The sequence below is a fragment of the Glutamicibacter sp. NPDC127525 genome (assembly GCF_042672105.1).
Lineage (GTDB): Bacteria > Actinomycetota > Actinomycetes > Actinomycetales > Micrococcaceae > Glutamicibacter.
In genome coordinates, this window is sequence record NZ_JBHXVN010000002.1 from 235,304 (window position 1) to 261,385 (window position 26,082).

Here is a 26,082-nt window from a genome sequence, read left to right on the forward strand (position 1 = left end):
AATTGGATGATGGGTGGGATCTGGCGCCCTGCCGGAGGTTCCAGGCTCGTCCAGGGCGCCGCCGCGTGCTGCGGCGGGATCAGTTTCCGTGCGCTATCTGGCCCTTGGACCAGGCGAGGCATCCGCCCATGATTACCCTCCAGAATTCGGATCATTCACATCCATGCAAACCATCAAGGTGAGCCACCTCACCTCAGTGGATCCTTACTATAGCCCGTATCAGCTCAGGCCAGTAGGGCCGTAATCGGGCCCCGTGCGAAGTACACCAGGAAGCCCAGCGCCACCACCCACAGCAGCGGGTGGATCTTGGCGTACCGCCCGGCCGCGGTGTTCACCACCACCCAGGCGATGAACCCTGCGCCAATGCCATTGGCAATGGAGTAGGTCAGCGGCATGGTGATCAGGGTGAGGAACGCCGGCATGGCGCTGGAGAACCGCTTGAAGTTGATCTCGCGGATCTGCGCGCACATCAAGGTGCCCACCAGAACCAGTGCCGCGGCAGCCACCTCGATGGGAACCACCGAGGTCAGCGGCGTGAAGAACATCGAACCCAGGAACAGCACCCCGGTGATGACCGAAGCCAGCCCGGTGCGCGCCCCTTCCCCGATGCCGGCCGCCGAATCCACGTAGACGGTATTCGAGGAGGACGAGCCCATGCCTCCAGCCACCGCGCCCAGGCCCTCGACCACGAACGCGGCCTTCAGCCGCGGAAAGGTGCCGTCCTTGCGCGCCAGACCGGCATTCTTGGCCAGTCCGGTCATGGTGCCCATGGCATCGAAGAAGTTCGTGAACACCAAGGTGAACACCAGCATCGTCGCCGCCAGCGCGCCGATCCGCCCGAAGGATCCGAACAGGTCGAAGTCCCCGGCTAGCGACAAATCCGGCAACGAGACGATATTCCCCTGCAGCACCGGCATGTTCAGGTGCCAGCCATGCGGGTTATCCGCGCCGGCTGGCCCGATCCTGAACACCAGCTCGGCGATCATCGCCAGCACCGTGGAGATCACGATGCCGATCAGGATCGCGCCCTGCACCCCGCGGGCCACCAGCGCACCCATGATCAGCAACCCCACCACGAAGACCATGGTCGGGATCGAGACGATCGACCCGCCATCGCCCAGCTGCACCGGAGGCCCGGCGGCGGTACGGGTAACGAAGCCGGAGTCCACGAACCCAATGAAGGTGATGAACAGTCCGATGCCCACCGTAATGGCGGCCTTCAGGTCCTTGGGGATGGCCCGGAAGATCGCGGTACGCACCCCGGTCATCCCGAACAGGACGATCAGCACGCCGTTGACCACCACCAGTCCCATGGCCTCGGGCCAGGTGACGTCCTGGATCACCGAGACGGCCAGGAAGGAGTTGATGCCCAATCCGGCGGCCAGGCCGAAGGGCAGGTTGGCGATCAGCCCGAACAGGATGGTCATGACGCTGGCGGTCAGCGAGGTCATGGCCCCGACCTGCGCGGCCGGAAGCCAGTTGCCGGCCACATCCACGGGTGCGGCCTCGGCGCTGAATCCGCCGAGGATCAGCGGGTTGAGGATCACGATGTAGGCCATCGTGAGGAAGGTGACGATCCCGCCGCGCAATTCCCGCGCCAGCGTGGACCCGCGTTCGGTGATGCTGAAGAACGCGTCCAGGATGCCGCCCGGCCCGCCCGGCCGGCGCGGCTTGCTGCCGCGCTGCGCGCCCTGGAGGCCAGCTGGCAAGCGACTTGTCGTGGTCATGGTCCTGGACCTTTAGTAGTCGGTCCGGGATTCTTGCGAATCCCATGCCTTGAACGGCAACAGGTGCTCGCCGCCTTCGGACTGGAAGCAGTTCACCGGCATCAGCGAGCGGTTGGATTTTGCTTCGAAGTAGTCGTAGAACACCGCGTCGTCGAATCCGGCGGCAGCCGCATCATGCCTGTTGGCCGCGAAGAAGACCTTGCCGATGCGGGCCCACAGCGAGGTGGCCAGGCACATCGGGCAGGGTTCGCAGCTGCTGTAGAGCACGCAGCCGCTCAAGTCGAAGGTCCCCAAAGCGGCGGCCGCGGTGCGGATAGCCACCACCTCGGCGTGCGCCGATGGATCGTTGTTGGCCGTGACGCGGTTGACCCCTTCGAAGACCTGGCCGTCGGGGGTGACCACGACGGCGCCGAAAGGCCCGCCGGCGTTGTGGACATTTGTGGTGGCAATATCGATGGCCATCGAAAGATAGTCTTGGCCAGTGGTAGTAACGCTCATCGCGTGGCTCCTCATGCTTTGGACAAGAGAACCGCAGCGCGCTGCTTGGCGCTAGCTACCGGTTGCGCTTGTCACCTGAAATCGATCAGTTGCATGCCCGGTAGATAGCGACCCATCAGGTGGGTGCCCGCCATAGACAGCTACGAGATTATCAGTGGATTGTGACGCATGCAACACTTCTTTTGAAATCTCTTTTTCGCATCATGAACAATAAATGCGGTGTTGCCATTGCGTCTGATTCCCTCTAGCGCCGACTAGCGTGGCGTGGTTCTTCCCCGTCAGCACCGCGAATCCCGGAACTACCCGCCTGGCTCCGCGCTCCGGTTTCCAACACGTTACAGCCGCCTATCGGCACACCGATCCCCCGGGTGAATTTAAGTTCCCTTCGGCGCAACAACCTGAGCACCTAGGCGAAATACCTCTTTGAGAAGCTCATAGGCATCAAGTGTTAGAGAAGGGATCGGGTAACGTGAGCGCACAGCTAGAAGCATCTCCCACATCGCAGCCACTACAGGTCCAGCCAGGACGCTGGGTCAGCAACTGGACTCCAGAAGATCCAGAATTCTGGAAGCACACCGGATCGACGGTTGCCAGCCAAAACCTCAAGTGGTCCATCTTCGCCGAGTTCCTCGGATTCAGCGTTTGGCAGCTTTTCGCCATCGTCGTGGTCTACCTTCCGGTAGCCGGATTCAGCTACAGCACCACCGAGTTGTTCTGGCTGATCTCCATCCCGAGCCTCGTCGGCGCCACCCTGCGCATCCCCTACACGTTCATGGTTGCCCGTTTCGGCGGGCGCAACTGGACGGTCATTTCCGCACTGCTCCTGCTGATTCCGGCCGGCGGCATTTCCCTGGCGCTAAATGATCCGTCCACTGAATTTTGGGTCATGCTCAGCCTAGCGGCGCTGACCGGCTTCGGCGGCGGAAACTTCGCTTCATCGATGGCTAATATCACCTACTTCTACCCCGCTTCCCGCAAGGGTTGGGCGTTGGGCCTCAATGCGGCCGGCGGCAACCTGGGAGCGGCCGTCGCCCAGCTGCTCGTACCGGTCATTGTCACGGTCTTCGCCGCCGGGGCGCTGCAGCTTCCGCTGGCAGGCCTGCTCTGGATCCCACTGATTCTGGTCTCCGCGTGGGGTGCCTGGAAGTACATGCACAACCTGACTTCGGCACGCTCAGATATTCGTGGCGCAGTTGCCTGCCTTAAGGTAAAGCACCTGTGGATCATCTCCGCACTGTATGTGGGAACATTTGGTTCCTTCATTGGATTCTCGGCAGTATTCCCCAAACTGATCGTTGACACTTTCCCCGAATACGCAGCCTTGCCGCTGGGAACCGCAACCATCACCCTGGCCTTCCTCGGCCCACTGGTCGCTTCGCTGGCCCGTCCATACGGTGGCAAGATCGCTGACAAACTCGGCGGCGCACGCATCACGGTGGCAACCTTCGCCGCCATGGCCTTGATTACCGCGGCGCTAGTGCTCAGCCTGCCGCGGGCCAACTTCTGGATTTTCCTCTTCCTGTTCTTGCTGCTCTTCACCGCAAGCGGCATCGGCAATGGCTCGACCTATCGCATGATCCCTGCAGTCTTTGCACTGAGCGACGAGGGAAAACAGTCAGGCCAGGTAGACTCTTCCCGCAAGGCGGCCGCAGCCCTCGGTTTGATCTCGGCCATTGGCGCCTACGGTGGCTTCCTGATTCCCCAGGCCTTGGGCCTCTCCATATCAAGCACCGGCGCCTACACCGCGGCATTCATCATCTTCATCGTTGTCTACCTGCTGCTCATGGCCACCGCATGGTTCACCTACGCCCGTGCAGGCACCCGTTTCGCCCAGCACGGAGTCTAAAATGACCGCCACACATTGTCCCTACTGCGCCCTGCAGTGCGGCATCACCCTTGAACCGAACCGGCAGGCAAACAACCCGGAACCCGTGAGCCTGACGGGCCGCGACTTCGAAACCAATGGCGGGGCGCTGTGCCGAAAAGGATATAGCGCCGCCAAGCTGCTCGATCACCCAGAACGCCTGCAGGCACCCCTGCTTCGCCAGACCGACGGCAGTTTTGCCCCGATTGACTGGGAGCATGCGCTGGATCTAGTTGCCCAGAAGGCGCTGAGCATCCGCGCTGAATCCGGAGCCGACGCACTAGCGGTCTTCGGATCCGGTTCGCTGACCAATGAAAAGGCCTACCAGCTCGGCAAGTTCGCACGGCTGGCCTTGGGCACCTCGCGCATCGACTACAACGGCCGGTTCTGCATGTCCTCGGCTGCCGCTGGCACCAACCGCGCCTTCGGCTTGGACCGGGGCTTGCCCTTCCCACTGGCCGATCTGGATGGGGCCGGGATGATCCTGATGCTCGGTTCCAACGTGGCCGATACGATGCCTCCCTTTGTCCGGCATCTGGCCGGGGCGCGTGAGAACGGCGGCCTGGTCGTGGTTGATCCGCGGCGTTCTGCCACAGCCAAACTCTGCGCCGATAATGCTGGCTGGCACCTGCAGCCAACCCCGGCCACAGACCTTCCACTCCTGCTGGGCTTGGCTCACGTGCTAGTGTCCGAGTCCCTGGCAGATACCGGCTACTTAGCGGCACGCACCAACGGTTTCGACTCCTTGAAAGCCTCACTGGCTAGCTGGTGGCCAGAACGAACTGCCCAGGTCACCGGCGTCCCTGCCGAGCAGATCCGGCATACCGCTAGGGCACTGGCCCAGGCTGCCAGCGAAGCGAAGGCCGGCGGCAAGCCGGTCTATATACTCACCGGCCGCGGCATTGAACAGCATTCCAACGGCACCGATACGGTCACCGCCGCGATCAACCTCGCGCTGCTGCTCGGCTTGCCCGGAACCGTAGCTGGCGGCTACGGCACCATCACCGGCCAAGGCAACGGACAGGGCGGACGCGAACACGGGCAAAAGTGCGACCAGCTTCCCGGCTACCGCAAAATCACCGACCCGGAACACCGTGCGCATGTAGCCCGCGTCTGGGGCGTTGCCCCCGAGACCATCCCCGGTCCCGGGCTTCCCGCCGTTGAACTCCTTGACGCGCTAGGCACCCCGGGCGGACCGCGCATGATGATGATCCACGGGGCTAACCCGGTGATCTCCGCACCCGATGCGTCACGCGTGATCCAAGCACTGTCCAGGCTGGATTTCCTAGTGGTCTGCGACTTCTTCCTCTCGGAGACTGCAGCCCAAGCGGACCTGGTCTTGCCGGTGCTGCAATGGGCTGAAGAAGAAGGCAGCATGACCAACTTGGAAGGCCGGATCTTGCGCCGCCGCGCTGCCTTGGCAGCACCAGAAAATGCGCGCAGCGAACTGTGGATCCTCTCCCAGCTCGCCGAACGCCTGGATGCTCCAGGGCGGTTCTCCCCCGATGCCCAAGAAGTCTTCGAAGAACTCAAATTGGCTTCAGCCGGTGGCTTGGCGGACTACTCGGGGGTCCGTTGGGATGACCTCGACGCCGGGGCGGCCATCTACTGGCCGTGCCCTGCCGGCACCGAGGTGAGCGCCGCGCGCGGCATCCGCAATGGCACCCCTCGTTTGTTCCTTGATGGTTTCGCCCATGCGGACCAGCGCGCTGTGCTGGTGCCTGTGTATTTCCAGCCGGCGCCACGGAAGAACAACTCGGCCGTATCGCTGGTTACCGGACGCTTGCTTGAGCACTACCAGTCCGGAGCGCAGACTCGACGCGTTCCCGAACTAGCCCAAGCCGCACCGGAACCACGGCTTGAAATTCATCCGGCAACCGCCCTGGCCCACCAGATTATTCAAGGGCAGAAGGTCGTGATCAGTAATGAACGCGGTGAAGTGACCGCCCGCGCACTGCTGACCGCCGATGCCCGGCTAGACACGGTCTTCCTGCCCTTCCACTACCCGACGTCAGGTACCGCAAATCTGCTGACCGAGGCGAAGGTCGACCCGCACAGCAGGATGCCTGAATTCAAGCACGCCCATGTTTCGCTGAGCGCTGTGAAAGAGGAACAATGAACGAGCAACGCCCGCAACGCATTATTATCATTGGCTTCGGTCCCGTCGCCGCTTCGCTCATTGAGGGGCTGCTGCCCGCGGCTGCGGCCGGTCAATGCGAAATAACGGTGATCAGCGCCGAAGACCAACTGGCCTACAACCGCGTGCTGCTCGCCGAACTGGCAGTGGGCGCCGCCGAGTTCGAACACCTGAGCATGGTGGACCCGCAACGCCTGGCCGATGCCGGGGTCAAGGTGCGCTTAGGTGTGCAGGCTACCGGCATCGATCGTTCACGCCGCCGAGTTCATCTGGGCGCCAACGACTATGTGTCCTACGACCGGCTAGTTTTCGCCACCGGCGCCCGGGCTGTGATCCCGACACTCAATGGCCTGAATTTCGATCCGCATGCTGATGCTGCCCTGCCCACCGGAGTATTCGCCCTGCGCACGGTGGGCGATGCCCATCAGCTGCGCGAATCGATTGGTCTGGGCCAACGTATTTTAATTCTCGGCGGCGGTGTTCTGGGCATTGAAGCAGCCCTAGCCATTGCCGGTACCGGGGCGCAACCGGTGTTGGTGCATCATGGTCCAACACCCCTGGGACGCGTCGTGGATGCCGATGGAGGGGCGCTGCTGACGCGTAATCTGCGTGGGGCAGGTGTCGAGGTGATCTCGGGAGCAAAGGCGACCGGCATTCAAAAGGATGAGCGAGGGTTCGCCGGATTGACGACCTCCACTCACGGGCTGATCCAGGCGGACGCCCTGCTCATTTCCACGGGTGTGCGAGCCAGAACAGAGCTGGCCTCGGGCTGCGGGTTGCCGGTGGGCCGTGGTATCAAAACCGATGAATTCCTCTGCGCCGATACCGAGCAGCGAATTTTCGCCTTGGGCGACTGTGCCGAAGTTGCCGGTCAGCCGCCGGTCGGGTTGCTGGCCCCGGGGTGGGCTCAAGCCGCGTGGTTGTCCCAGCAATTGTTGCAGCTGACTGGTTCGGCTGCGTCCGAATCGCTTGCTGCTCCGGACTTCTCCGCGTCCGATGTGCTGATGCTCAAGGGCCAAGGCATCGAGTTGACCGCCGCTGGCGATATCAGCGCCGGTTATTGGGACGATACGGATCTGCAGGCAACGGTCTATGCGGATCCTGCGCGCGGACGGTACCTGAAGATCGTCACCCGTCAGGATGCGGTCACCGGATTCCTGGCCATGGGCTTGCCGCAGACCAGTGCCGAACTCGTGCTGGCTTATGAACGGTCCACCCCGTTGCCTGAAGACCGTTCCAGCCTGCTGCGGCTAGATGATCCGGCAACGGATCAAATCTCGGCGGTCCCCAGCGATGAAGACCAGCTGTGCCGGTGTTCCGGTGCCACCTACGGCCAGGTGGCCCATGCGGTGGATGCCGGATGCACAACCGTCGCGCAGGTGGGAGAAAGCTGCCGTGCGGGCACCGGATGCGGTGGGTGCAAATCAAAGATCGAAGAGCTGTTGGCCAAGGCTCCTGCCTTGGCGTAATGGACCTGTACTGGATGAATTGCCAGTGTTCGATGCTACGGCAACGTGGGGCAGGCCGAAAGGCCTACCCCACGTTTTTGCCCAAACTACCTTTATTTCAGAAATTTCGGTGCGTTGGCTGAGCGCTGAAAACGAGTTAATTCGTATTCGACTTCAGTTACATCGACGTCGGTATCGGGTGAATCGGCTAGCGGAATGACGTATTCCACGATTGATTCCGAAATTGCCGAAATCATCTTTTCATAACACATTTCGAACGCGCGTATGGCCTTGTTCTCTGACTCAGGTTGATCAGCGATGGAAAATGAGTAGTTTGAAGCCAGAACCTCCACGTATTCGAGACGAGGAGGCTTCGGCATGCCTGCAAATGCTTTTTGCAAGAAGTTGTCAAAATCGTGCGCGTTGTCTGACTTCACTTCCCAATTCAGATCTCCTAGCCAATCATCCTTGGGACGGGCAACTACTGCATGCCATACCTGTTCAGAAGTCGAGTCCTTATGCGCAACTAGTACTGCCAAGAATTCTTCGTCTGTCATCGTTTTTTAACCCACCCGTCTCCAATTTTGCCGGTACTTTTACCGTAGGTAACGACGATCGTTTCACCTTTGTATTTCCATTCGACTATCATGCCTTTACCGGCCGATCTGTGAGTTCCGTTCGCGAATGCCCTAGCCATCAAATCGGCGATCTGCTGTTTACTCTTCGCCCCGACACTGCTCCACCTGTGTTTTGGAGCCATGATTTTGCTCCAGTTCACACCCTTACCATTAAGGAGATACGATTTGGCCGCTTTTTTAACCTGAGTTTTACCAAAATGCTTAATGAGCGCCTTAATGCCGACTCTGGCCAGCACCCCAAGAATATACAGCGCAGGGAAGGCCTGAGCGGTAACCTGTGTCGACGAGATTTCCATAATGTCGCCAGTTGCCCGGTCCCTCACAGTTGCTGAGAATTCTTCTCCACCGAGGTAAATGAAGTTCTCGACAATCAGATCTGCAGTAATATCTTCTCCGTCAACGACGGCGTCGACCGTAATGCTGTCGACAAGTTTTTCAAGTGGCGCATTCTCAGGGTATGAAACCTCGATAGTGGACTCAACACTCGTGCCGTCTAGCTCGACTACTAGTGTTTCTCCGTCTTCGGAAGTTTTGCTAATCAATTCAGTGGAATATATATCGGCAAGTTTGTGAACGCCATAATCTTCGCTCGAATTGTCTATTTGATCGCCAAGGATACTCTCTATTGGTAGTTCGTTTGTGTCATCGATGATCACAGCCGAGTTTCGGAGTTCAGGCGGGTTGTCTCCATGGGAGAACTCGTGCACTGAGTTCGGCATCACGCTAGCATCCGCCGGCGATAGGTTAGCCCCAGTCAAGACGACAGCCAACGCAGTGACGGCCCCTATGCCTGAGAATATTCTTTTCAATTGAACTGGCATGAGATTGTATTTCTGTCTTTCTCTCTTTTGATTTCGACTATCGCTTTTTCGACAGTCAAGTTCGGGGGTAGTTGGTAAATCTTTCTTGTATCAATTTCTTTCCAACAACCAGCAATCATGCCAGCGGCAATGGCTGCTGCGGGTGAAGTACCCGAGTACTTGGTGTAGTCCCTAACACCAGAGGCTCCATGAATGTCTTGTCCAGGAGCCAATATGTCAACATATCCAGTGTTAGTGAATCGAAGTCTCCTCTGATCGCCATCAACGGCGCCCACAGATATAACTCCGTCATAATCAGCCGGGTAAGAGTTGAAATGGCCAAAACCGTTTCCCGCGGCAGCGATGACAATTACACCTTGATTATGAGCTTCCAAGACTGCCCGTTGTAGCTCTGAAGAATCGATTTCAACGTTCAAGCTGCACAAAATTATGTCAGCGCCTTCACGTAATGCAATGTAAATCCCAGAAACCAGATCTTCGATTTCTCCAGTGCCGTCGTCGGATAGAGCTTTTATGTCTAGTAAAAGCGTGGAAGTTGCACCGATAGGCGAGAGATCCTTCATCTTGTTCAACGCGATTGAGGCCATCCCTGTCGCATGATCAGTGGTTCCTGGGGATAGGCCCGGGGCTATAAAATTTCGCACCTCGACGTTACCCAACGCAGGGTGCGTATCTTCCACACCGCCGTCTATGAGTGCTATTCCAAGAGAGTCTCCAGAGTATTCACTAAACATCCACTTCGAGGCGCCAAGAACCACCCCGATTACCACGAGAGCGGCACACGCTGCAATGAGCAGGTAACGTTTGATCGGGTTCTCCTTGTTGCGGTCTCTGATTACCGACTTTTATTCAACATCAAAACTCAACTTGTCCACACAATCACTTTTGCAGGGATCAACGAAAACGGTTTTAAATCATCTCCTAGAAATACTTGAGGACTGGTCACCTAAGCTAGGAAAAATATTACAAGCCACTCCAGCATATTCAAAGACTGATTGGAAAGTTCATCCTAAATGATGATTAATAACCCGAAAATATAACTATGTGGCTCGCGAATATGTAGTTCCCGGGTATGTACATGGTCCGATACCTTGGCCCCTTGAAGCGAGAAAACACATTCCCGTGTTTCTCCGGTTATGCTCGATTACGCCATGTTGAGATAAATCGAATGAACGTCTTCAGCCCGAGTCATAGAAGGTGGCTGATCCACAGGGAGCCCAGGAGAGCAACACGTACCGGGCCGGATCCACAGAATCTTTGAGGGCTTATGGTGGCTCCAGCAAGATTACCGATCGCAATACATATATTCTCAGCTTGCGAAGCGGATACCACGGCATTCGTTCCAATAGTCCGCTTAGTTTCAGCAACGCCATGCTAATGCCGACACGCTGGTCGTCGCTGCTTCCAGCATGCTCTTCCTCGTAAATCTGACCACTTTGGCAGACAAATTCAAATTTGTTGTTGATTCTCAGAAGGACAAAACAACTCATAGACAGCAAGAACATTTCGGCTTTAAAGACAACAGGCTCGCCAAAAGGCAGATTCTCGAATCTAATTGCATCATTATCGGCACCAGCGCACAATTTCGCGAACGTCCGATCAAAACTGTCGGCGAAATGGTTCATCACTGATAAGTCAGAACAGTCGTTTGGTGCGGCGCTTAGCTCTGGATATCGCCGAAGACATCAGTCGAAGGCCTAGAACACGGTTTGCGAAATCGACGGGTTCATCGCATTGGCCGACTAGTCAGAGTATTTCACCGCGGCGTCAGTCATTAACAGACTTAAGAGATGAAAAGATGTGCAGGGAACCGTCGGCTGGATAAATCAGAAGGAGCGACAACCAAAGAGATCTCGCAGCGACTTGGCATTGCACGCAAGACCATACGCTCGGCATTGGCAGCCATTGAAACACCAAGGGGCGAAGCGTAGTTCCATCACCGACGCTTACTAGCCAGAAATCAGGAAGCTGCTCCGCGAGTATCCGCGCATGCCAGCAACGGTCGTCGCCGAACGAATCGAATGGACGAATTCCATCTCAACGCCAAAGATCCAAGTCGCACTGATACAGCCGGAATACACAAGCGTGGACCTTGCGAACCGGCTGGTCCACGGACAAGGGAAACCCGCGCAAAAGAACCGCTAGTTTCCCGAACCCGAATTCCCGACGGGTTCGGCCAGTCAATGATGCTGCCGATGCTGGTGATGGCGCTGTTCGAGTCGAGAGATAACCGCCCTCCGATGCTTCCCAACCGGCCGAGCCCTGACCTGACCGCGGAGATGGCCCCTGAATCTGCAGCGCAACAGCTCTCGCGAAAGAACTTGTTACTCATAGGGTCTAACACGGGGCAGGGATGCTCAGCGAAGCACCTGGTAATCCAGATGCACTTCACTGGCGTACGCCGAGGTCGGAATGCGTTCCAGCTCGATATGCTGCCCCAAAGCTTTGAACAGGGAAATGCCGCTGCCAAGCAATACCGGGGCGATATCCAGGTGCAGCTCGTCAACTAATCCCAGAGCAAGGCACTGCCGCGATATTTTCCCACCGAGCAAGCTGGCAAAGCCATCTTGTGCATCTTGTTTGGCCGATTCCACTGCGCCCGCAATGTCATCGACGACGAAGGTGTAGGTGATGCCGTCGCGTTCTACCGGTTCAGTGGCTGTATGAGTAATCAGGTACACCGGGACCAGAAGCATCCCGCCATAAGGGATTTCACCGTCCTCAATCGTTTGAGTCTTATTCGCACCGCCGACGATGGCTCCGATCTTCTCCATGACCAAAGCAACGCCCCCTCATCTTCGGGAGCGGAGGGCCGGCCAAACAACCAGTCCACCCCACCCTCAGCATCAGCGAGATACTCATCGAGGGTGACGGTCGCATGGATAATCAAAGTGGCCATTGCTTCGATCCTTTTCACCAGGGCTAAGGCTGTCGACGACCAACGGGCAAGAATTTAGCGAGCCGCCTTCCTTGCTACGTGCCACCTTAAGGCGACCGCTAGTGCTCTGGCCAGACCCCATTGGCACATTATCACCGACCTGTTGCCGCAAATGCCTGAATTCCCGCTCTGCTGGCATCGATGTTCCAAGCCGGATGCTGCACGCAGCCAAATGACGCAGGGACGAAAGCCGTGAGCTTTCGTCCCTGCGTTTGGATGATGATGCGAGTTGCCTTATTCTTGCACGCCACCGCTGGAAAATGCGATAGCCGGAGCTAGTTGGTTGCAAGCGAATCCGTCTCGTCGTTCAGTTCGTACCAGCCTTGCCAAGCCGAATGCTCTACGTTCAGGCTGCGATCTGATTTGATACTCATTTGCTCTGCTCCATCCATAGCTGTCCCTCGATTTCCATGAGCCGCTGCACTGGCAACGGCAGCGAATCGGCGTTCAGGCATTCGCCGGTATCCAGTCGGTACACTTCCTTGTGCAGCGGGCAGGCAACGGTGGCCACGCTGGTTCCTTCGACCATGGTGTCGCCCAGAATGCCGCGGGCCATGACCTTCGCGCCGCTGTTCGGGCAGTGATGCGAGGTTGCGTAGAAGGCATCTTCTTCGGTACGGAACAAGGCTAGCTGTGTGGCCTCAAGCCACAGCGCTTCTCCCCATCCACGCTCCAGCTCTGCACTGCGGCAAAGCGGAGCCAAGCTCAAAGTAGCTTCATGGGTGTCTTCTGCAATTTGCGTGCTCATGAACGTAAGCCCTTCGTGGTTGGCATCTGCTGATATACCGAGCTTAGAAGCCGCATGTTTCGCCCGATGCTTCCAGCCATTGCCAGTCCGTAAAGCATGCCTAACAGCAAAAATGGGCACCGTGAATCCTGGATTCTCCCGGAAATCCGCTGGTTTATCCTGTCCAATTGCCTTTGCGCAACGATTGCCCATTGCGAATGATTCGAATATGTTTCAGCCGCTTCACCTGGCTTTCGTCTGATGGTGGAGAGAATTGCTCCGGCCGAAACACAAGGGTAATTGCGGCGCAAAGCATGCTTTCTACAGTGGACTCATCAGCCTGAAACTCACCGTTTCCCAGCGAAAGTCGAAATTGATCATGGGTACTCCACACAATGCACGCAACATCCTGGTTATCGGCGGCGGTCCCGCAGCCCACCGCTTCACCGAAGCCCTGGCCAGCCGCGCACCGCAGGATCTGAGCATCACGGTATTGACCGAAGAAACCCACCTTCCCTATGATCGCGTGGCGCTCTCCCAGGCGTTGACCAACCCCGGAGTCGATCTCACCCTCGGCGATCCGAAGCTCTGGGAAGCCGAGCATGTCACCTTGGAAACCAACGCCAAGGCCATCGCTATCGACAGCACCAAGCGCACGGTCACCACGGAAGACGGACGCATTTTCAGCTACGACGAATTGGTGCTCGCCACCGGTTCCAACGCGGCCACGTTGCCAATCGCCGGCAACGAGCACACCTTTGTGTACCGCACGCTGGAAGATGTCTGGTCCATCGCGCAGAAGGTCAAGGAACTTTCAGCTTCCCTGGGCCGCACCCCGGTGGTAGCTACCATCGGTGGCGGGCTGCTCGGTTTGGAAGCTGCCGCGGGTGCCCAAGCACTGGGTGCGGAGGCAGTGGTCATTGATGGCGGCAAATGGCTGATGGGCACCCAGCTGGATGAAGGCGCTGGCCAAGCCATGGGCCGGCTCATCGAGCAAACCGGATTCACCGTCCACAACGGCGTTTTCCCGCAAGAAATCCTGACCAGCCAGGAGTCTGGCAGCACGGCTGTCACCGGCGTGCTGATGGCTGATGAACGCACCATCGATGCGGATATGGTGGTCGTTTCGATCGGTGTTCGTCCCCGCGATGAGCTGATCCGCAATTACAACGCGGCCCTTGACGAAGCAGGCAGCCCGGCACCCCGTTTCGGCATGGGCCCCCGCGGCGGCGTGGTCATCGACGCGCATTGCGCCACCGATATCGAGCACATCTGGGCTATCGGCGAGGTCGCGAACTACGAGGGTTTCTGCATCGGCCTGGTCGCTCCGGCCAACGCCATGGCGGAAATCGTGGCCGAACAACTGGCCGGCGGCAAAGCCGAATTCGCCGGCTTCGACACCGCCACCAAGCTCAAGCTCTCCGGTGTGGACGTGGCCAGCTTCGGCGATGGCTTCGCCCGCGCCGAGGGGGCGTTGGAAGTGGTCTATGCCGATGCCCCGCGTGGCCTGTACCAGAAGCTCGTGGTTTCCTCCGATGCCAAGACACTGCTCGGCGGCATTTTCGTTGGCGATGCCACCCCATACCAGTCGTTGCGCCCGCTGCTCGGCCGGGAACTGCCCGGCGAGCCGGGAGCGTACCTCAGCGCCCTGGGCGGCGAGGCGCCAGAAGGCGAACTGCCCGATGATGCGGTGCTGTGCTCCTGCAATTCCGTGACTGCTGGCACCATCCGCGATGCCGTCTCGGGTTGCGGTTGCTTCGAGGGCGAAGCGCCGGTGACCACCGTTTCCGGGCTGAAGGGGTGCACCCGTGCCGGCACCCAGTGCGGGTCCTGCGTGCCGATGCTCAAGAAGCTCATGGAAGCGCAGATGCTCAAGGACGGCGCGGAAGTTTCCACCGCCCTGTGCGAGCATATTTCCTTCTCCCGTCCGGAGCTCTACGAAGCCATCCGCGTGGCCGGGTTGCAGGCCTTCGGCGAGGTGATGGAACGCTTCGGCACCGGCCAGGGCTGCGATATCTGCAAGCCGGTGATCGCCAATATCCTCTCCTCGCAGACCAGCGCCCACCCGATGGATGCAGGTCTTGCCGGCGCCCAGGACACCAACGACCGCGTGCTGGCCAATATGCAGAAGGACGGCACCTACTCGGTGGTGCCGCGCATCCCGGGCGGGGAGATCACCCCCGAGAAGCTCGGCGTGATTGCAGCGGTGGCGCAGAAATACGGCCTGTACACCAAGCTCACCGGCGGCCTGCGCATCGATATGTTCGGCGCCCGCTTGGAGCAGCTGCCCGAGATCTGGCGCGAGCTGGTGGACGCCGGCTTCGAATCGGGCCAGGCCTACGGCAAGTCGCTGCGCAATGTGAAGACCTGCGTCGGTTCATCCTGGTGCCGATACGGCATGCTCGATTCCACCGCGCTGGGCATCGAAATGGAGCTGCGCTACCGGGGCCTGCGGGCACCGCACAAGCTGAAGATGGGCGTTTCGGGCTGTGCCCGCGAGTGCGCCGAGGCCCGCGCCAAGGACATCGGCGTGATCGCCACCACCGATGGCTGGAACCTGTATGTGGGCGGCAACGGCGGCGCCAACCCGGCCCATGCCCAACTGCTGGCCGGCGGGCTGGATGATCAAACGCTGTTCAAGTACATCGACCGCTACCTGATGTACTACATCCGCACCGCTGACAAGCTGCAGCGCACCGCGCATTGGCTGCAGGACCTGGATGGCGGATTGGAACGGGCCAAGCAGGTGGTGATCGAGGATTCGCTGGGCCTGGCCGACGAGTTGGAAGCGGCCATGGAAACCCACGTGGCCAACTACGAGGACGAGTGGGCCGCCACCTTGGCCGACCCGGTGAAGCTCAAGCGCTTCCGTTCCTTCGTGAACACCGCCGCACCGGATACCGAGCTGGAATATGTTTCCGAGCGCGGACAGCAGCGCCCCGCCGAGCCGGTGGCACTAGGTGCCAGCATCCCGGTCGGGGCGCCGCAAGGCTAGGAACGGCATCCCACCCGTGCTGCTACCAGCGCGGGTGGATCTGTTCGCGCAGCTTGGCGTCGTAGAGGTCGCGGACCGAGGTGTTGAAGCCCTCGGAGATCTGCAGCGAGCCGGCAGCCGCGTTGGCGCGGGCCTGCTGCGCATTGCGGGCTCCGGGGATGATGGTGCTCACCCCGTCCTGGGCGGCCAGCCAAGCCAAAGCCACCTGGGCACTGGTGGCTTCGGGCGCTTCTGCGGCAGCCAGCTTGGCGAACTCGCCAGCGGCTTGAAGACCGGTGGCGTAGTCCACGCCGGAGAAGGTCTCCCCGACGTCGAAGGAGGAGCCGTCGCGGTTGAAGTTGCGGTGGTCGTCCTTGGCGAACTCGGTCTGCAGGGTGTAGCGGTTAGTCAGCAATCCGCTGGCCAGCGGCCCCCGGGCGATGATCCCCACCCCTGCCTCGCGGGCTGCCGGAAGCACGGTTTCCAGCGGCTTGTGGCGGAAGGCGTTGATGATGATCTGCACGGTGGCAATGTTCGGGCGGGCAATTGCCGCCAGCGCCTCATCCACGGTTTCCACCGAAACGCCGTAGTTGGCCATCCGGCCTTCATCCACCATGGTGTCCAGCGCATCGTAGATCGCATCGGTGGAGTACACCGGGGTTGGCGGGCAGTGCAGCTGGACCAGGTCCAGGGTGTCCACGCCCAGGTTCTTGCGGGAGCGGTCATTCCACGCGCGGAAGGCATCCAGGTTGTAGTTCTCCGGCAGCTGCTCGACACGGCGGCCCATTTTGGTGGCCACGGTGACCCCGGCATCCGGGTTGGCCTTCAGCCAAGTGCCGATCAGCTGCTCGCTGCGGCCATCGCCGTAGACATCGGCGGTGTCGAAGAAGTTCACCCCGGCTTCGTAGGCGGCATCGAGTACGGCTAGCGCGTCGGTCTCGTCTACCGAGCCCCAGTCAGCGCCTAGTTGCCAGGTGCCCAGGCCAATGGCCGACACGTTGCGGTGGGTACGTCCAAGTTCTCGTTTTTGCATGCCTCCGAGTCTAGTGCCCGCAGTGCATATTTCCGGTCGATGGCAGATCATTCTGCTGTGTTGCGGTGTCTGAATTTGTTCTCAATTATCTAAACGATAGAATATAAATTACCGTCACACCATCGAGGAGATCATGTTCCCCACTATTCTTGCGGTCATTTGCGCCGTCGTAGGATTGCTCGTCATGCTTGCCAGCAAATCCATGAAGCCAGAAAACAAGAACCGCTCTTCCACGCGCTTCACCGGAATCAGCATCTTCATCGTCTCGCTGATCGTGCTGGCCATCATGTCAACCACCATCGTGCAGCCACGCACTGTAGGCGTGAAGGTCGCGCTGGGCAAGCCGACCTCCGTGGTGAGCAACGGCTTCCACCTGAAGTGGCCATGGGAAAAGGTCGAGAAGCTGGATGGCTCGGTGCAGAACGACGTCTACTCCGCCAGCAGCGCCATCCCGGTTCGCCTGGGCAACAACGGCCGAGCCGACGTTGACGCCTCGATCCAGTGGCAGCTGAAGACCGACGATGCGATGGACGTGTTCCTGGATTACCGCACCTTCGAGGGCATCCAGTCCAACCTCGTCGACCGCAACTTCCGCGCCGCATTGAACGAGGTCATGGCCACCTATGATCCGCTGGAATACGGCGAACCGGCCAGTGGCGGCCAGGACTTGGAGGGCCTGGCGAAGTCCGTCCAGGAAAAGATGCAGGCCAAGGTCAAGACCCAGATCGAGATCCGCTCGGTTACCTTGCCGATCATCAATTTCGACGAGCCGACGCAGAACCGCATCAATGAACTGCAGGCGGAAACCGCCAAGACCCGCGTGGCCCAGCAGCGCAAGCAGACCAGCACCGCTGAAGCCGAAGCCAACAAGATCCTGGAACGCTCGCTGACTCCGGAAACCCTGACGTCCAAGTGCCTGGATATCGTCGCCGAATCCGGCCAGAGCCCTATCGGCTGCTTCCCGAATTCAGGGGTCCAGCCCATTACGATGACTGGCGAAAAAGACAGCAAATAGTCCCCCTTTGGTCATCGCCCCCGTCCACAGGACAGGGGCGATGACTAGCTTAATTTTGGACCTGCACTAATGAACTTCGTTGCGCTGGTGTTTACGGGGTGACTCGTGGGGAAAAGTTTTATGAATCGCTACTTGCTAATGAGATGAGCGGGTCAATTTTCTGAAACAGAGTCGTTGATGATCCCTAAATACTCTCAAGCCGCGAACCTGTCGGCGATGTCTGAGGCGTTTTCCACTGGCTGTTCAGCCGGGTCGTCTTAGAAGGTCATGTCGTGTTTTTCCGAGTCTCTTTCTATCAATTGGTTGGAAATCCTACACAGTTCATCTGACTGGCTTCGCGCGAGTGCAGGCATGGTTCAGATCCATCTCGAGTGAAAGCGCTGAAAGGGATCATCAAGACTGCACCATAGGAGAACACAGTATTTGATCTGGAGGAAGACCTGCTCTCCGCACGCCGGAGCAGGTGGCAGCCGATGAGGTCAATGAATTTGAGCACGCCCCAGCGCCAAGTTTCTACGACGCCGAAAATCGGCGTGACTCCTATGTGTTCGCATCTGAAACTGAAAGGTCAATAAGCGTGCGGGCGCGCTTCGAATTTGACTACACAAATGCTGCACTGATCTAGTCAGCTTCCAATAGGAGCAACAGAACCCCTAACCGTATTGGCTGGGGGATTCTGTTGTTCTCAACCACGTGATAGCCCAAGAAACCTTGGTCACACAACGGTCACTCGCAGCTTTGAGCTCGCCATTCGTAGCGGATATTTCCGACAGCAGAAAAGCTTTTCGACGATTTCAAATCTGTCTTATAAATGACCCGAAGCTGTGAAACTTCAGCGTTTTCCACACCATTCTTCACGGCACCCTCGAGACCTACCTGCACATTTTCCCCGGCAGGGACTTCGATGGGACTTTCTAAAGGTACTAATCTCTCAGCGATTTCTTTGAATTCTGCTTCTTTGAGGCTCTCATTAGTCCACGCCAACAAGCTAGTCTCACCTTCGGGTAGCAGTGCTGCCACGGATCGCTTTGATTCCCAGCCCGTGGCCTCTACAGCTTGCACGTCGGTGATCCATAGCGGATCCCCTGAGGTGCTGGATGCTACATCCCCGACGAAGTTCTGCTCGTGAAATATTCCGCACAAAGTGTTTTCGACGTCGCCTTCAGGAGCGCCTAGGGCCAATGCCCCAGTCTGCGTGGCTTGAACCCCGCCGCAAGCGGAAAGGGCACAAATAGTTGCTAAAGCAAGACAACCTGAATAGATCTTACGTATCATCATTTGAGCTAATGCTACCGGGATTCTGCGCCGGCCAATCGCGATGACCGCACGCGATTTATCTTTGATTAAAGTCATGTTCTTGTCGAATTTTAAACGTGGCTGAAATGTCCCACATTCTAGGCGAGCGCCAACGCGTCTGAAACCCTCAGAATCTACCAGAATCCGACCGATGAACGGCTTGAAAACTGTTCATACTCAAGGTCAGGATGAACGGCCATGCGCTCAATCCTCGATTCAGATTGGGCTCGGTAGACGAATACTTCCGCGGAGCTAGCCCTGCGGCATCGGACGATCACCGGCGTGGCCTGGCTGCTCCGAGATGACCTGGATTTCCAAGCCCTTGGAGTCGTACAGCTTGCCATCGATCAGGCGGTCGCCGTCTTCAAGGCCGGCCAGCTGGTACTTGTAGACGGTGCGCAGCGACGTTTCCTTCTTGCCCCAGTTCAGCTCGTTGAAGATGATGTTCAGCAGCACCGCCATGATGGTGGCCGAGGAGATGCTGGACTGGAAAATGGTGCCAACCCAGGCAGGGAATTCGGCGTAGAAGTCGGGCTTGACCATGGGAATGCAGCCGAAGGCCAGCGAGGTCGCGATGATCAGCATGTTCATGTTGTCATCCTTGGCCTTGGCCAAGGTGCGGATGCCTGCGGCCGCTACCGAGCCGAACAGCACCACGCCGGCGCCTCCCAGCACCGGGGAGGGGATGGAGGCGACCACGCGGCCAAGCACTGGCAGCAGGCCGAGGACCACCAGGATGCCGCCACCGGCGGCCACCACGAAGCGGCTCTTCACACCGGTAATGGCCACCAGCCCGACGTTCTGCGCGAAGGCCGACTGGGTGAAGGTGTTGAAGATCGGGGCGACGGTGGAGGAGAGCATGTCGGCGCGCAGGCCGTTGGCGATGCGCCGCGAATCCACCTTGGATCCGGTCACCTCGGCCACGGCGAGCATGTCTGCGGTGGTTTCGGTATAGGTCACCAGGATGACGATCATCATCGAGATGATGGCGCCGATCTCGAAGACCGGGGCGCCGAAGGCGAACGGAGTGGGAACCGCGAAAATGTCGCCGGTGAGCACCTGCGAGAAATCGGCCATGCCCATGAACACTGCCACCAGGGTGCCCAGCGCAATGGACAGCAGGATGGACAGCCGCGAGAGCGCAGGGATGCCGGACTTGGACAGCGCCAGCAGGATCAGCAGGGTAATGGCGGCCAGGGCGATGTTCTTGATCGAGCCATAGGAATCCCCTGCGCCCGCCCCGCCCATGGCCCAGTCGGCGGTGACCGGGAAGAGCGAGACGCCGATAATCGTGATCACCACGCCGGTGACCACCGGCGGGAAGAAGCGCAGCAGCTTGGCGAAGAACGGGGCAATGACGATGCCCATGGCGCCCGAGGCGAGCACCGCGCCGAAGACTGCCGGCATGCCTCCCCCGCCGTTGAGGATGGCGATCATGGTGGCCACACCGGAGAAGGACGTGCCCTGGACCAGCGGCAGCTGGGCGCCGAAGAATGGCACGCCCAGGGTTTGCAGGATGGTGGCCAGGCCGCCGATGAACAGGCAGCTGGCGACGAGCACGCCCATTTCGGCCGTGTCCATTCCCGCAGCCCCGCCCATCACCAGCGGCGGAGCGATGATGCCGCCGTACATGGTCAGCACATGCTGGAAACCGTAGGCCACGGTTTTCGGCGCAGGCAGGCGTTCGTCTTCGGGTCTGATGCTCTCAGCGGATTGGCTGCGGGCAGCACTCATGGGGAATTTCCTCTTCGGTGGACTGCGGATTGGCGCACCCCATGCGTTCGGGATGCGCCCCGCCGTCAATTCTCCCGCACAAGCCCGCCAGGTTGACAGCTGGTGAAGCGCAAATGGCTGCGAGGTGCATTACGTCAAGCGCTTAGCACTGCTCCACGTCAGCTATCCAGCGTGCGTCCAGGCTGCTGGGTGTGCTCGACGAAACGCACCATCATCGCCTTGAAACCCGGGGTGTTGGACTCGCGGGCCACCAGATCGCGGTGCACCAGCGCGTTGGCCTCCGGGTAGTAGGCCGCCACGCAGCCCTTGGCCGTCGGATAGGACACCAGGCGGAAGCGGTTCGCGCGGCGCTCGGAGCCGGCGAAGGTGGAAATCACGTCCACCAGGTCCCGGTCGCTGTACCCGGTCTCGGCCAGGTCCTCCGGGTTGATCAGGATGACGCGGCGGCCGTCCTTGATCCCGCGGTAGCGGTCATCGAGCCCGTAGAAGGTGGTGTTGTACTGGTCGTGGCTGCGCATGGTCTGCAGGATCAAGTGGCCCTCGGGAGCTTCCAGCGCTTCAAAGTCCGATACGGTGAAGCGGCCCTTGCCGATGTCCGTGGCGAAGGAGCGGGTATCGCGCGGCGGATTGGGCAGCACGAAGCCGTTCTTCTCCCGCACCCGGGTGTTGAAGTCCTCGAAGCCGGGCAGCACCTTCTCGATGTGGTCGCGGATCACGTCGTAGTCCTCGGCCATGGCACGCCAGTTGACCGGGTGCCCATCGCCCAGGATGGCCTGGGCCATGCGGGCAACGATGACCGGCTCGGCCAGCAGGTGCTCGGAGACCGGGGTGAGCCGGCCGCGGGTGGACTTGATCACCGACATGGAGTCCTCCACCGAAAGGAACTGCGCACCGGTGGGGTGCTTGTCGTCCTTGTCGGTGCGGCCCAGGGTCGGCAGGATCAGCGAGGTCTTGCCGTGCACCACATGCGAGCGGTTGGGCTTGGTGGAGATGTGCACGGTCAGCTTGGCACGCTGCATGCCCGCCTCCAGCGCTTCGGTGTCCGAATTGGCCAGGGCGAAGTTGCCGCCCATGGAGACGAACACGTCCACTTCGTCCTTCTCGAAGGCATGCAGGGCCTCGGTGGAATCGTAGCCGTGGGCGCGCGGGGATTCGATGCCGAATTCGGCGTCCAGCGCTTCGAGCAGCTGCTCGCCGGGCTTCTCCCAGATGCCCATGGTGCGATCGCCCTGCACATTGGAGTGCCCGCGCACCGGGCAGGCACCAGCACCTGGCTTGCCGAAGTTGCCCTGCAAAAGCAGCAGGTTGATGATTTCCTTCAGAGTCGGCACCGAGTGCGGCTGCTGGGTCAGGCCCAGCGCCCAGCAGATGATGGTGGCCTTGGACTTGGCCAGCAGCATCGCGATCTCGGTGATCTGGGTGCGGGTCAGTCCGGTGGCCTTCTCGGTAGCTTCCCAGTCCAAGGTGGCGCGCGCGGCTTGGTAGGCCTCGAACCCGTCGGTGACCGCGGCAATGAACTCGTGGTCCACCACGGTGCCCGGATGCTTCTTCTCTTCTTCGAGCAGCAGGTGGCCGAAGGCCTGGAACAGGGCCAGGTCGCCACCGACCTTGATCTGCAGGAAGTCGCTGGAAATCGGGTCGGCCTTGCCCAGCATGCCGCCCAAGGTCTGCGGGTCCTTGAACCCGAAGAAGCCTGCCTCCGGCAGCGGGTTCACGGCAACGATGCGGGCGCCGCGCTTGCGCGCATCGGCCAGCGCGGAGAGCATGCGTGGATGGTTGGTGCCGGGGTTCTGGCCCACCACGAAGATCAGGTCCGCATGATCGAAGTCTTCCAATGACACGGTGCCCTTGCCGATGCCGATGGTCGGGTTCAGTGCGCTGCCCGAGGATTCGTGGCACATGTTCGAGCAGTCGGGCAGGTTGTTGGTGCCCAGCGAGCGGGCGAGCAGCTGGTACATGAACGCGGTCTCGTTCGCGGTGCGCCCGGAGGTGTAGAACACGCACTTGTCCGGGGTGGTCGCGTTCACGTGCTCGGCGATGGTCGAGAAGGCCTGCGCCCAACTGATCGGGGAGTAGTGGGTCTCCCCCTCGCGAATGATCATCGGAGCGGTGATCCGGCCCTGCGAGCCCAGCCAGTATTCGGTCTTGTCGCGCAGGTCCTCGATGGAGTGCTGCGCAAACCACTCCGGGGTGACGGTGCGGGCGCTGGCTTCCTCGGCGATGGCCTTGGCGCCGTTCTCGCAGAACTCGGCGGGCTTGCGCTTGCCGGTGATGGATTCAGGCCACGCGCAGCCCGGGCAGTCGAAGCCGTCGTGCTGGTTGACGCGCAGCATCGAACGCAGGGTACGCGACGGGCCGGCTTCGGCGAAGCCGCGCTCCATGGATACCATCACGGCCTTCAAGCCGGCGGCGGCGTGCTTGGGTTCGCTGACCTTCAGTTCATCTTCGTTGATGTCCTTTTTGGGTGCCGAACGATGCATGAGACCCTCCTATTGGTAGCGCGGCCGGTACTGATATCCAGCTCACATATTACAAGGCTACGCCCTGATCACCCGATCCGCATGTGTATAAATGTTCACGCTGTGCCTGCGGGAAAAAGCGGCCAGCGTCAGACCCGATTCCTCGGCCAGGTCAGCGGCCAGCGACGAGGGCGCACTGACCGCTGCGAGCACCGGAATTCCAGCCATCGCGGCCTTCTGCACCAGCTCGAAGGAGGCGCGTCCGGAGACCTGCAGGACGGTGTCGCCCAGCGTCAGCAACCCGTCGCGCAGGGCCGCTCCGATGACCTTGTCCACCGCATTATGACGCCCGACGTCTTCGCGCAGGATCAGCAATTCCCCGGCGGTGGAGAACAACCCGGCCGCGTGCACTCCCCCGGTAGCGGAGAACAGCTGCTGCGATTCGCGCAAGGTGTCAGGCATGCCCAGCAGCGTTTCCAGCCCAACCCGCCCCGACTCAGGGGAGGGTGCGAAGGCGGCTTTCTTGCGCACTTCGTCAATGGAGTTGGTGCCGCAGATCCCGCAGGCTGAACTGGTGACCACATTGCGGGCAGCCAGGAGATCAGGATGCTTCGCCCCCGCGCCCAGCTGCACCTCGATGACGTTATAGGTCTGGTTGCCTGCTTCATCGGTGCCGGCGCAGTAGCGCAGGGAGGCCAGATGCTCGGGCGCGGAAATGATTCCCTCGCCCACCAGGAATCCGGTGACCATGTCGAAGTCGTCACCCGGGGTGCGCATGGAGGTGGTGTAGGAGGTATGGCCGAAGCGGATCTCCAGCGGCTCCTCGCCAGCCAGCTTCTCCTCGCGGACGCGGGAGCCCTCCAGCGTTGCCCTGACCACGCGGCGGCGCACGATCTTGCGACCCATTTAAACGCTCCTTGTGCTACATCTTGCGGCTTCCGCCGCTTGCCGCATACTGCTAGAGGACACTCTACGTTTACAGACCCCGGCTCGGCCAACCCCCATGCTGGATTGAGGCAAATCCAAGGCTCCACCGGGGCCGCAATTCGCTGGGCCCAACTATTTCGCGGTGCTGCCTAGCCTGCTTCGTTGCCGTCTCCACTCGGCGCTGCAGCTTCCAGCAAAGGTGCCTGCAGGCGCGTGTCGCAGCGCAGCTCCCTCATAAGCGACATCCCCAGCAGCGTCACAATCACCGTGAACGGCACCGCCGAGAGGATGGCTGCCTGTTGCAGGGCCTCGAGCCCGCCCACCAGCAGCAACACGATCGCGCAGACGCCGGTGAGAAGTCCCCAGACCACTAGGACCGGCCTCTTGGGGTACATATTTCCGCCGGAGGTCAGCGTGCCCAGAACATAGGTATTGGAATCCGCGCCGGTAATGAAGAACAGCACCACGAGAATTACTGTGAATGCCGAGGTCACTTCCGGTATCGGCAGTTCGGCCAGCATCGCGAAGAAGGTGCTGTTGGTGTCTTCCAACGTTGCCTGGCCGATCCCAGAGCTGCCGGTCATCTCCTGGTGGATCGAGGTGCCACCGAAAATGCTGAACCAGATGCTGAAGACCAGAGACGGGACACCCATCACCGCAATAACGAATTCGCGAATGGTCCGGCCCTTGGAAATCCGCGCCAGGAAGATGCCGACGAAGGCGCCCCAGCTCAACCACCAGGCCATCATGAAGTACGTCCACCATTGCATCCACTGCAAGTCTTCGGCTCCAGAGGGAGTCAGCAGCGCCACGGCCGGGAACTCGCCCAGGAACTGCCCCATGGAACGGAAATAGATGTTGGAAATAAATCCGGTGGGACCGGAAACCAGGACGAAAACCCCGATGGCGGCGGCACCGATCATGGTGCCCTGGCTGAGCCATTTGATGCCCTTGCCAACGCCGGAAAGCGCCGAGAGAGTGAATACGATGGTAACGCCTGCAATGATCACGATCTTGACGAACAGATCCGTGGGAATCCCGAACAGGCTGTTCAGCCCCTCGGCGATTTGCGAAGCGCCCAAGCCCAGGGAAGTGGTCGTGCCGAAGAGGGTGGCCAGCACGGTGAACACGTCAATGGTCTTCCCGAGCCATCCGTCCATGGATTTTCCAAGAACTGGCCTGAGCATCACCGAGACGAGTCCCGAGTTGCCCCGGCGGTGCGTCGAGTAGGCAATGGCCAGGCCGAACACGCCGAACAAGGCCCAGGCGTTCGGACCCCAGTCGAAGTACGAGAACTGCAAGGCCAGCACTGCCGCATCCATGCTTTCCGGCTCCGCCCGTCCGTGCGGAGGGACCATGAAGTGGCTCATGGGTTCGGCCGCGCCATAGCTGATCAACCCGATGCCCATCACGGCACCGAGAATCATCGCGATCCAGGCCCATGTGGAGAACTCGGGCCGGTCCGCGTCCTTGCCCAGCCTGATGCCTCCGTAGCGCGAAAAGGCCAGGAACAGCATCAGCACGATGCAGCCGAGAGTCACCAACAGGTAGCTCCAGCCAATGTACTGCGCTGACCAGGTGGATGCCCCGGACATCAGTTCATTGAGCCGGCCCGGTGCAATAGCCGCCCAGAGCACGAACACCACGACCAGCGCCAGCGAAACGAAAAGGACACTGCCCGGACGCTGGAGTTGCTTGTAGACCTGTTTCGATTCGTTCTTGTCCGCGGCCCGGCGCAATTTGCCGCCGGTGAGCGTGGGCCCTCCGCGTGGCCCCTTGCCCTGCTTTTCGTTGGTTTCGGTTTTCATGGCTCTCACACTTCGTTGTATTGGAGGAATCTGCCGAC

General features: G+C 60.0%; 19 protein-coding genes. 5 read left to right on the forward strand and 14 right to left on the reverse strand.

The genetic code is table 11. The features are described 5' to 3' along the window. Window positions 1-224: 224 nt before the first annotated feature. Window positions 225-1,727: an NCS2 family permease gene (locus ACFVHU_RS06820; protein WP_388023368.1), complete on the reverse strand. Its 1,503-nt coding sequence runs from the start codon at window positions 1,725-1,727 to the stop codon at window positions 225-227. Between the two features lie 12 nt (window positions 1,728-1,739). Then, the gene (locus ACFVHU_RS06825; RefSeq protein ID WP_388023371.1) at window positions 1,740-2,225 is read right to left on the reverse strand and encodes a nucleoside deaminase; all 486 of its coding nucleotides are present in this window, start codon (window positions 2,223-2,225) and stop codon (window positions 1,740-1,742) included. A gap of 469 nt (window positions 2,226-2,694) precedes the next feature. Here ACFVHU_RS06825 and ACFVHU_RS06830 point away from each other — a divergent pair, with 469 nt between their 5' ends. Genes ACFVHU_RS06830 through ACFVHU_RS06840 form a run of 3 tightly spaced genes read left to right on the forward strand, consistent with a single transcriptional unit; the run spans window position 2,695 to window position 7,695 of the window. Continuing rightward, complete coding sequence (locus tag ACFVHU_RS06830; protein ID WP_388023374.1) at window positions 2,695-4,071, forward strand: MFS transporter; 1,377 nt, start codon at window positions 2,695-2,697, stop codon at window positions 4,069-4,071. Window position 4,072: 1 nt separating this feature from the next. Then, entirely contained in the window at window positions 4,073-6,208 is a 2,136-nt protein-coding gene (locus ACFVHU_RS06835; protein ID WP_388023377.1) for a molybdopterin oxidoreductase family protein, read from the forward strand. Then, on the forward strand, window positions 6,205-7,695 hold the full coding sequence (locus ACFVHU_RS06840) for an FAD-dependent oxidoreductase (protein WP_388023379.1): 1,491 nt from the start codon (window positions 6,205-6,207) through the stop codon (window positions 7,693-7,695). Before ACFVHU_RS06835 ends, ACFVHU_RS06840 begins: the two co-directional genes overlap by 4 nt. 92 nt (window positions 7,696-7,787) lie before the next feature. On the opposite strand, the gene ACFVHU_RS06845 is transcribed toward ACFVHU_RS06840, so the two are convergent. The 6 genes from ACFVHU_RS06845 to nirD form a co-directional block, all read right to left on the reverse strand. Further along, window positions 7,788-8,231: a hypothetical protein gene (locus tag ACFVHU_RS06845; RefSeq protein WP_388023381.1), complete on the reverse strand. Its 444-nt coding sequence runs from the start codon at window positions 8,229-8,231 to the stop codon at window positions 7,788-7,790. Then, window positions 8,228-9,133, reverse strand: coding sequence for an SAR2788 family putative toxin (locus ACFVHU_RS06850; RefSeq protein ID WP_388023383.1), 906 nt, complete (start codon window positions 9,131-9,133; stop codon window positions 8,228-8,230). The genes ACFVHU_RS06845 and ACFVHU_RS06850 overlap by 4 nt, the downstream gene beginning before the upstream one ends. Continuing rightward, a complete protein-coding gene (locus ACFVHU_RS06855; protein WP_388023385.1) occupies window positions 9,118-9,867 on the reverse strand; it encodes a S8 family serine peptidase in 750 nt (249 codons plus the stop codon). The genes ACFVHU_RS06850 and ACFVHU_RS06855 overlap by 16 nt, the downstream gene beginning before the upstream one ends. Before the next feature lie 531 nt (window positions 9,868-10,398). Then, window positions 10,399-10,758: a hypothetical protein gene (locus ACFVHU_RS06860; protein WP_388023387.1), complete on the reverse strand. Its 360-nt coding sequence runs from the start codon at window positions 10,756-10,758 to the stop codon at window positions 10,399-10,401. Window positions 10,759-11,490: 732 nt separating this feature from the next. Then, window positions 11,491-11,907, reverse strand: a complete 417-nt coding sequence (locus ACFVHU_RS06865; RefSeq protein ID WP_388023390.1) for a dihydrofolate reductase family protein — start codon at window positions 11,905-11,907, stop codon at window positions 11,491-11,493. 534 nt (window positions 11,908-12,441) lie between these two features. Continuing rightward, entirely contained in the window at window positions 12,442-12,819 is a 378-nt protein-coding gene (gene nirD / locus ACFVHU_RS06870; protein WP_388023392.1) for a nitrite reductase small subunit NirD, read from the reverse strand. A gap of 358 nt (window positions 12,820-13,177) precedes the next feature. Here nirD and nirB point away from each other — a divergent pair, with 358 nt between their 5' ends. After that, window positions 13,178-15,793, forward strand: coding sequence for a nitrite reductase large subunit NirB (gene nirB / locus ACFVHU_RS06875; protein WP_388023395.1), 2,616 nt, complete (start codon window positions 13,178-13,180; stop codon window positions 15,791-15,793). A gap of 22 nt (window positions 15,794-15,815) precedes the next feature. Here the strand turns inward: nirB and ACFVHU_RS06880 are convergent, their stop codons facing one another. Further along, window positions 15,816-16,805, reverse strand: coding sequence for an aldo/keto reductase (locus ACFVHU_RS06880; protein ID WP_388023398.1), 990 nt, complete (start codon window positions 16,803-16,805; stop codon window positions 15,816-15,818). A gap of 133 nt (window positions 16,806-16,938) precedes the next feature. Here ACFVHU_RS06880 and ACFVHU_RS06885 point away from each other — a divergent pair, with 133 nt between their 5' ends. Further along, window positions 16,939-17,820 (forward strand): SPFH domain-containing protein, encoded by an 882-nt coding sequence (locus ACFVHU_RS06885; RefSeq protein WP_133834112.1) that lies wholly within the window; start codon window positions 16,939-16,941, stop codon window positions 17,818-17,820. A 726-nt stretch (window positions 17,821-18,546) separates the two neighbouring features. Here ACFVHU_RS06885 and ACFVHU_RS06890 read toward each other — a convergent pair. The 5 genes from ACFVHU_RS06890 to ACFVHU_RS06910 form a co-directional block, all read right to left on the reverse strand. Then, the gene (locus ACFVHU_RS06890; RefSeq protein WP_332488581.1) at window positions 18,547-19,173 is read right to left on the reverse strand and encodes a hypothetical protein; all 627 of its coding nucleotides are present in this window, start codon (window positions 19,171-19,173) and stop codon (window positions 18,547-18,549) included. Between the two features lie 195 nt (window positions 19,174-19,368). Further along, window positions 19,369-20,850, reverse strand: a complete 1,482-nt coding sequence (locus ACFVHU_RS06895; protein WP_388023402.1) for a nucleobase:cation symporter-2 family protein — start codon at window positions 20,848-20,850, stop codon at window positions 19,369-19,371. 158 nt (window positions 20,851-21,008) lie between these two features. Then, on the reverse strand, window positions 21,009-23,330 hold the full coding sequence (locus ACFVHU_RS06900) for an FdhF/YdeP family oxidoreductase (RefSeq protein ID WP_388023404.1): 2,322 nt from the start codon (window positions 23,328-23,330) through the stop codon (window positions 21,009-21,011). 57 nt (window positions 23,331-23,387) lie between these two features. Next, a complete protein-coding gene (gene fdhD / locus ACFVHU_RS06905) occupies window positions 23,388-24,215 on the reverse strand; it encodes a formate dehydrogenase accessory sulfurtransferase FdhD (RefSeq protein ID WP_388023407.1) in 828 nt (275 codons plus the stop codon). A 170-nt stretch (window positions 24,216-24,385) separates the two neighbouring features. Further along, window positions 24,386-26,044 (reverse strand): BCCT family transporter, encoded by a 1,659-nt coding sequence (locus ACFVHU_RS06910; RefSeq protein WP_105656186.1) that lies wholly within the window; start codon window positions 26,042-26,044, stop codon window positions 24,386-24,388. Window positions 26,045-26,082 lie beyond the last annotated feature (38 nt).